The sequence below is a fragment of the Deltaproteobacteria bacterium genome (assembly GCA_018668695.1).
Taxonomy (GTDB): Bacteria; Myxococcota; XYA12-FULL-58-9; order XYA12-FULL-58-9; family JABJBS01; genus JABJBS01.
In genome coordinates this window covers 1-5,917 of the sequence record JABJBS010000080.1, presented here as the reverse complement: position 1 = coordinate 5,917, position 5,917 = coordinate 1, and the positions used below count along the sequence as shown (strand labels likewise).

Here is a 5,917-nt window from a genome sequence, read left to right as displayed (position 1 = left end):
TGAATTACTTGCTCATGCGCACGCATGTGATCTGGACTTTGCAGCTTTCCATCCATGCACACCTTTTCCGGGAACGCCGCTCTTTGACGAGGCCAAGGAGCAAGGCTGGCTAGAGGTTCACGACTACTCCCAGTACGATATGTTTTATCCCATTATGCAAACTGAAACGCTTAGCCGTGAAGAAGTTGCCCGTTGGACTACTTGGTGCCAACAAAATTTTGTTCTGAAGAGACCACTTCGCTATGCCAGTAGAATGTTTTCAACGCACCCTGTTAGGCGCAGGCTTCATTGGTGGTTTTTTCTATCCATTAACCGCGTGATGATGATGCAGGTATGGAATGCGGCCAGAGGTAAAGAATCTTTTCAGGGCTTTGCTGGGGTTAATAAGCTTTGGCGGCCAACGTGGTATGAGCATTAACTCTTAAGCCATCCCATAACACTGCCCGTTAAGCCTACAACATCACCAAGATCACCAGTTTTAAGCCTCGTCACGCCTTCACGTATCAAGCGGCTAGGGCGCATGTAGAAACGACGATACATTTTTCGCTGCCAGACTTTCAGCTCCTCAATATGAGGACCCGTAGGCTCACCGGGAGTTACAGGCAGCACTTGGTTTTGTTTATCCCACGGTATTCCTGGGCGATGTTCAGCCAGATTCAATGCCACGTAATCAAAGTTAAACCGGTGAATATTCGCATAGGTCTCGCTTAGGGTTTCCTCGGTTTCACCGGGAAGTCCCAAAACAAGATGGGCTGTCACTTCAATTCCATAACGATGGCAAAGCTCAATGACTCGTATGTTGTGTGCGTTGGAAATCGCCTTGCCATTATCTTTACGCAAGGTCTGGCTCAGGGTTTCCACACCAATCTGAACATGCTTGCAGCCGGACTTTGCCGCCAAAGCAATAAGCTTTTCTGGTGCTGGCTTCGCGGTCATAAAGGCTGCCCAGGGTATCTTAAGATTCGCAGCTACCAGCTTTTCCATCCAGGCACATGCGTGTTCAATATTGCCGTTTATCATGGCATCGCGCACATAGACGCTGGCTGCTCCCGCTAAAGAAGCAGCCTCGAAATCTTGAAGGATACGCTCTGGGTCCCGTAGTTTATAACCGAGCTCGCCCACATGACAGAATTTACAGTGATAAGTACAGCCAAAGCTTGTTAGTACACTGGCCGTGGTGTGAAAGCCTGGGTAGGGTAAGCGATAGTCTTTAAACGCAAATACGGGTTTTTGGCTCTTCGGATAATCTAAAGGTAGAGAACGTAGCCGCTTAGCACAGGCATGAATGTCGCCGTCAAAGCTAGTGAGTGCAGGCTCGACAGGAATGTCATTTAAAATACTTTGGGCAAGGCCATCAACAGCAAAGTCTGTGAGAATCCAGTCCATCCACTGCCGAGCTTCTTCAAAATACCTGGTGCGAAACCTTAAGAAATCCCCGGTGCCAATAATACGTAGCACGCCCATTTTGCGAATGGCCTCGCAAATTATTTTATCTGACGGCCACGAACGGGTGGAAGTCAGCATGAGCACATGAGTTGGCTTAAGCTCTTCAATTTGTTTCAAAGTGGCTTCTTGTGAAAGACCTTGTGCAATGGCGTCAAGTGCGCTCGTTTGAATGCCGTGGTCACGAAGCCACAAGGCTTGGATCTGTAAATCCAATGGCTGCCAGAGATAGGTGCTCTTGGCTTCACTGCTACAATAATGGTCCCGGAATAGCGCCGAGGAAGAAGGTGGGTTCAGAGCTAGGACGTGAGGCTTGGTCATGGCTATTCTTCTCACAATTGCTTAGGCATTGGCAGCCCAATGACGATTCGTTCAAATCGAAGTACATGCATGTCTTCAGACTCGAGACGCAGCGCCGCTTTATCCAAAGCATCATTGAGAATTCTTGTCACCGATTCGGCCTCTTGTGTTCCCGGAGACGGCTTTGTCCAGTTCGGACATCCCACCACAACGGGGCCATCCTGACCATCGCAGCGGTAGTTGCCAAGCGGAGCTGGGCAGGTCGCCATCACGTTTGAGACGTTGCAGGACAAGGGTGCGGTGGCCTCCGGTAAAACAAGAGGTTCAAAGGAAAAGGCGGACTCGCCGATGCCTTGTTTTTTCAAAAGCAATTCCTCTAAACTTGGAGGTGAATCATTGGCTGCACCTTCATCATGATTGACCAGCATGTAGAGTGCGAACGTCACTGATACCATCAACACCACCAATCCTTCGAGTCTTGGATGAATGAGGAATGTAAGTAAGCCAACGAATCCCAGCACACCGAAATACATGAAAATTGAAATCCAGGGTGAAGTACTCTCGAGCGCAAAGCGCATGGTAGAGCGGTAAGGGTCGGAATGCTGCACCGAGAGCGCTGAATCTAACGGAGAATGATTCGTCCATGCCGGTGACGCTTTCTCTAGATCTGCTAAGTCATTTGGCAGACTGAAATAGCAAAAGTGCTTGGTCTCGGCATAAAGTCTTAATTTGGGATTAAAAGGCAAGCACCCACCCATTCCGAGGCGCCGCATTAAAATGCCCTGGGCGCCCATTTGCCGCGCTTGTATGATCCAGTCTTTCATTGGCTCGAGAGGAGGCGGAATCGTGAGGCGCCCTGTAAAATAACTCGCCGAGAAAAAAGGAATTGAAATCAACTTTTCATGATCATCAGGTATCATCTCAGATACATTTTTTAGTTCGTGATAGACCTCGCGCCCTTCACCAGAAACCACCTCACTGCCGCATATGTAGAGTGACACAACAAGCACTGGGACTACCATGAGAAGGGTAAGGGATTGACCGATTCTAAGGCCAAGGGGTTCACCCAGAACCGTAGTCACTCCCGCTAACCCTGCCGCCAAAATCCACGGTAACACAGGCATTAGAAACCTGGCCTCGTGTCCGAGAATCAAAACACCGTGGAAGAGCAAAAAGCCAAGTACAAACAAAGCTGTGAATACTCGTAATTGTGGTTTAGCGATACACCAAATACCAATCGGGGAGAACAAGGCTAGCCCGTAGCCAGACATTTCTAAAAGGCCAGCTTCGCGCATAAAGGACCATTCATAACCCGTTATAATTTTGGTTATATTTACCCATGAAAAACTCAGCATATCCACAATGCCATGGGTTTGTGGCTCCTGAGATAAGGTCGTCGCGGTACGAAAGGCTAGCTCTACCAGACTCCGCTCCCGTAGCCAGTCCAATGTAAGGTAGGGAATCAAAGAACCCTCAGTGGTGGGATGACCCTCCATTAAATTCCAAAGGAGCCGTAGGACAAACGGAAGCGCCAGACAAAAGGCCAAAAGAAAACCTGCCAGGACATCTTTCCCACGTAACTTGTGCCGGGCACAAAAAGCTAGGCTCAAGAGTCCGGCAATGGCGAGAACCACTGCGTTCACTTTAATAAGGAATCCAAGGCCAACCAGGAGACCAAACCAAAGATAGTGTTCCCGGTAAAAAGCGGCCGCGGCAAATAGAAATGAAACTGTCAAAAGCATTTCCACATTGGGGTCCCCGATAAAAACCGCCATAAAACGGGGGTGCAACAAAAGCATAATGGATGTGAGAAGGGCCGCTCTGGATCCAAAGAGCGGTGCTAAGGCAGAGAGGCATGCACGTGGTAGCAGTAAAACTCCGAACAAGAATGGTAGGAGTATCACCAATACTCCGGGACCAAACATCAACTCGAAGAATCCGCAAAGCAGTGTATAAAAATTGAGCCTTCGACCCGCCGGCATGGGCAGTTCAGTTTCGGTAAGAGCGGGGTAGCGTAAATGAGAGTGAACCGCGTTTCCGGTTTCAAGAAGGTTGTGAGCAACTTCGGCATACTCATAGGCATCACCGTCTACCGGCGGGAGGGCCGTGTAGAGTGTGCCATAGAAAACAAACGCACCAATCCCAATTATCCACGCCCAGCGTTTGTGTCGCGGCTGGATGGGATATCCACCTGGAGTAGCTAAAGTGATGGGCCTGTTTTCCACCGTCTACTTATAGTTGGGTATGGATTCCCGAATCAAATCAATTGGTTTGCTCTTTACAGTTAATGCAACAATATTGAGAGCCGTCACGACCACCGCGCAATTTCTTACCCTTGTAGGACAATGCCATAATCGCTTGATTCCACCGGCGTAGGGTCAGCAGCTTGCCGAGAACTATTTACTCAGCAGTCCTTGGCCATGGTTCATATTCAATGAATTCTGGTCACCGCTTGGCAATGGGTGTCTTGTCATACCGGTTGATAAGTGTGTGCTCCAGTGACGTACACTTGGCTATGGGGATCAAGATAGAACCGGATAGTAAAAAGTCGTTGGCGACCGCGGTCTTCGAGCAACTGCGCGATAAAATTGTTCACGGCGATATGGACGCGGGCGAAACCCTACCTTCGGAGAGGCGAAGCCATTGACGGTCTCCGTTATGACTTCCTGCGAATCCAAGGCATTATCGGCTCATCAGAGCAAAAACGTTACGTCAAGCAGATTTTGTATTTTGCCGAGATCTGCCAAGATAACCCCGGCTTCAAACTAATTGTTGAACCGCATAGAACCATGCCCCTCTGTGCCTAAAATAATGACACATGAGAGAAAACAATTTCTTGCAACCGCTTATGAAGGTGCCACCCGTATAAATATGAGTAGAATGGTGAAGTAGCCATCCGTGTCGTCCTAAATCGCCGGATAGACATCCCGGGTGATGTAGGAGACTTTTCCATCGAGAAGATCCGAAAATTCTTTGGCTTCCATTAGGCGGCCAGGATTGATTCCCATTTCTGCGGGGAAACAGAGCATGTTAAAATCCCCACCTTCGAACTTCGTCTCTTGGCCGTTGAAGTTCTTCGCGTGGAATCTTTCGGTACAGTACCAATACGATTTGTAACCGAGGTTGGCGATTTTCGCGATCAGCTGGTCGCCGTATTCCTGATTATTGTTTTCTATAAACAAAAAGGGTCGATGCTTTTGAATGGTTTCCTTTGCGCCTTCCAAAACTTCACATTCCAACCCTTCGACATCGATTTTCATCAGTCTGATGGCGTCAAGATCTCGAATACGCATATGGTCATCGAGTCGCGTAATGCGAACCTTTTCACGCCATTGATCGCCTTGAAAACTACCTTCAGCGCTGTAGCCTTCTACAATCGAATATGAACCGTAGTTCCAGTCTTCAGTGTAATTGCACACTGGGATGTCGACTTCCCCGGTGTGATTGCCGACCGCAAAGTGCTCGGCGAAAACATTAGTGCACTGGTTAAGAGCGCAGTTAGCCGATAATACCTGGTGAATCACGCGCTGGGGCTCAAAGGCTATGACGCGGCCTTTGGGTACCATGCGGGACAAAGCGACCGTATGCATGCCAATGTTAGAGCCCACCTCTAAAACGTTACTGTCTTCCTTGAGTAAATCGCGGAACATGGCCAGTTCCATCTCGCTCCATTCGCCGAAAACGTCGACAAAATTGCTGATCATATCTCCTTGGATGAGAAGAAATTGGCCCCACTTGCATTGTTTAAGGTAAGTCTTCACAACATCGAGTCCGCAAATATAGGTTAACAAAAATATGAATGGCGTCTTGTCAAGTCAACCTTCAACTACAGCACTACAAACATATCCAGGTAAAATTTCAAGGTCAAGTCGGACCTCTTAGCCTCCTAAAAGGGCCTCCTAAAAGGTGCCTCCTAAAAGGTGCCACCCACCTTAATAATCCTCATCGCTTCATCTGGCTTCATCTGCCCTAAAAGGCCCTAAAAGGTGCCACCCACCTTAATATTCCTTATCACTTCATCCCTTTGATTTAAGCTTTATGTTTGAGGTGTGTTTTTAGAAGCTATTTCTGAGCGTCTTACTCAGTTAAACGCAGCTATGCCTTAGCCTATGTTGCATGGCTTGAATCAGGACTATGTAGTCTGCTTAAGCTTCTATTGGAGGCTTAAAGGTTC

Annotated in this window: 4 protein-coding genes; 1 reads left to right on the top strand and 3 read right to left on the bottom strand. The window is 48.3% G+C overall.

The features are described 5' to 3' along the window. On the top strand, positions 1–418 hold a 418-nt coding region (locus HOK28_04425; protein MBT6432313.1), incomplete at its 5' end, for a hypothetical protein. Here HOK28_04425 and HOK28_04420 read toward each other — a convergent pair. The 3 genes from HOK28_04420 to HOK28_04410 all read right to left on the bottom strand — a co-directional run bounded on the left by HOK28_04420 (position 415) and on the right by HOK28_04410 (position 5,447). Beyond that, positions 415–1,764 (bottom strand): radical SAM protein, encoded by a 1,350-nt coding sequence (locus HOK28_04420; GenBank protein MBT6432312.1) that lies wholly within the window; start codon positions 1,762–1,764, stop codon positions 415–417. The two genes, HOK28_04425 and HOK28_04420, sit on opposite strands and share 4 nt — an antisense overlap. Before the next feature lie 11 nt (positions 1,765–1,775). Beyond that, positions 1,776–3,968: a hypothetical protein gene (locus HOK28_04415; GenBank protein MBT6432311.1), complete on the bottom strand. Its 2,193-nt coding sequence runs from the start codon at positions 3,966–3,968 to the stop codon at positions 1,776–1,778. Positions 3,969–4,649: 681 nt separating this feature from the next. Next, the gene (locus HOK28_04410; protein ID MBT6432310.1) at positions 4,650–5,447 is read right to left on the bottom strand and encodes an FkbM family methyltransferase; all 798 of its coding nucleotides are present in this window, start codon (positions 5,445–5,447) and stop codon (positions 4,650–4,652) included. Positions 5,448–5,917: the final 470 nt, after the last annotated feature.